Origin of the sequence: Crenothrix polyspora, assembly GCF_900163755.1 — a bacterium.
Lineage (GTDB): Bacteria > Pseudomonadota > Gammaproteobacteria > Methylococcales > Methylomonadaceae > Crenothrix > Crenothrix polyspora.
In genome coordinates this window covers 1-1,501 of the sequence record NZ_FUKI01000070.1, presented here as the reverse complement: position 1 = coordinate 1,501, position 1,501 = coordinate 1, and the positions used below count along the sequence as shown (strand labels likewise).

Annotated in this window: 1 protein-coding gene; it reads right to left on the bottom strand. The window is 44.0% G+C overall.

Annotated features, from left to right (window positions below):
• Nucleotides 1-202: 202 nt before the first annotated feature.
• Nucleotides 203-1,408, bottom strand: coding sequence for an RNA-guided endonuclease InsQ/TnpB family protein (locus CRENPOLYSF2_RS04240; protein ID WP_087142719.1), 1,206 nt, complete (start codon nucleotides 1,406-1,408; stop codon nucleotides 203-205).
• Nucleotides 1,409-1,501 lie beyond the last annotated feature (93 nt).

Genomic DNA, 1,501 nt, shown 5'->3' with positions numbered 1-1,501 from the left:
AATACCAGGCCGGGTTCGACAGACCTGTGATTATTCACCAAATAGTTGCACGAGGTACAGTGGATGAAGTAATATTAGAGCGCATTGAAACTAAATGTACAGTAGAGGAAGCGCTGAAAAAAGCGCTAGCTCGTAAATACACCTAACTTATCCATTAGAGCTTGACAGCCTCCTCTCCCTGAAGGAAGGGGATTCCTTATTTCTAAAGAGTAAGCTTGCTTCGCAGCTTCTTACTAGTTCCTGTTGCCGGTGACATTACTGCATCACTCGCTTGGCAGGCTAAGACGCGGTGTCCCCGCGCCATTACATTGATAGCGCCGACTACATCAGCGTTATTCTTGTAACCACAATCTACGCAAACAAAACTTGCTTGTGTCGTTCTATTTTCTTTCGATACGTGGCCGCAACATGGGCATGTCTGGCTTGTGTAGGCGGCTGGCACTCTAAGTACCTGTCCACCACTCCACGCCTGCTTATACTCAAGCATTGTTGCAAACATCGACCAACCTTGATCTAGTATCGACCTGTTCAAGCCTGATTTTTGCACCACGTTTTTATTTTTAGCCCGTTTGGTCATGTTGGACACCCGCAAATCTTCGATGACAACTAAGGCTTGGTTTTCGCTGATCTCAGTTGATATTTTATGCAAGTAGTCTTGACGTGCGCTAGCTATTCTTTCGTGCAATTTGACTATTTTAGCCTGTAGTTTCTTCCAGTTATTTGAAAATTTCTTTTTGTTTTTCAGTTGCTTTTGCAGATTGGCAAGCTTAGCAGCCAAGCCTTTAAAGCTGTTCAGTGGCGCGTACACAGTGCCATCGGATAGCGTGGCAAACTGGATGACACCCATATCTATGCCTACGCCGGATGCGGACGGATGAATCGGATCGTGGGCGGTCTCGTATTCGGTTTGGATTGATACGTACCAGTGTCCACCTTTACGGCTTACGGTAACGTTCTTAGGTGCTCCAACAATACGGCGACTGTTCCGGTACTTTACGATTCCGATCTTTGGCAGGAATATTGTGCTGCTTTCCTGGTCGATCTTGAATCCTTGCGGGTAGCGAAAGCTATCAGATTTTCCTTTTTTCTTGAATCTTGGTAGGCGCTTGTTTGGCTGGTTTTTGTCAAAGCAATCTTTGAAAGCTCGCTCAAGCTGGTCAATGGTTTGTTGCAGGGGCTGTGAATGGCAGTCTTTAAGAAAGCTATATTCATCTGATTTTTTCCAAAGGGTAAGCCAGAAACTTAACTCACCCTTCCACATGATAGGCATATTATTTTCAAGCCGATACAGATTAAGGCTTAGCACCTTATTCCAGACAAAACGGCAGCAGCCGGAAAATTCGAGCAGTTTCTGTTCTATTTCTGGATTGGTGTTTAGCCTGAATTTAAATGCTTTTCTAATAATCATGGGCTATACTGTATGCTTTTTTAATTGGTCTGTCAATATGAATAGTGAGTTTAGGACAGGTAGGCACTGTGTTTTTAATCTTCATGTGCATTT

Coding starts and splice junctions, on each gene's coding strand:
- CRENPOLYSF2_RS04240 (WP_087142719.1), bottom strand. CDS start 1,408: ATGATTATTAGAAAAGCATTTAAATTCAGGCTAAACACCAATCCAGAA.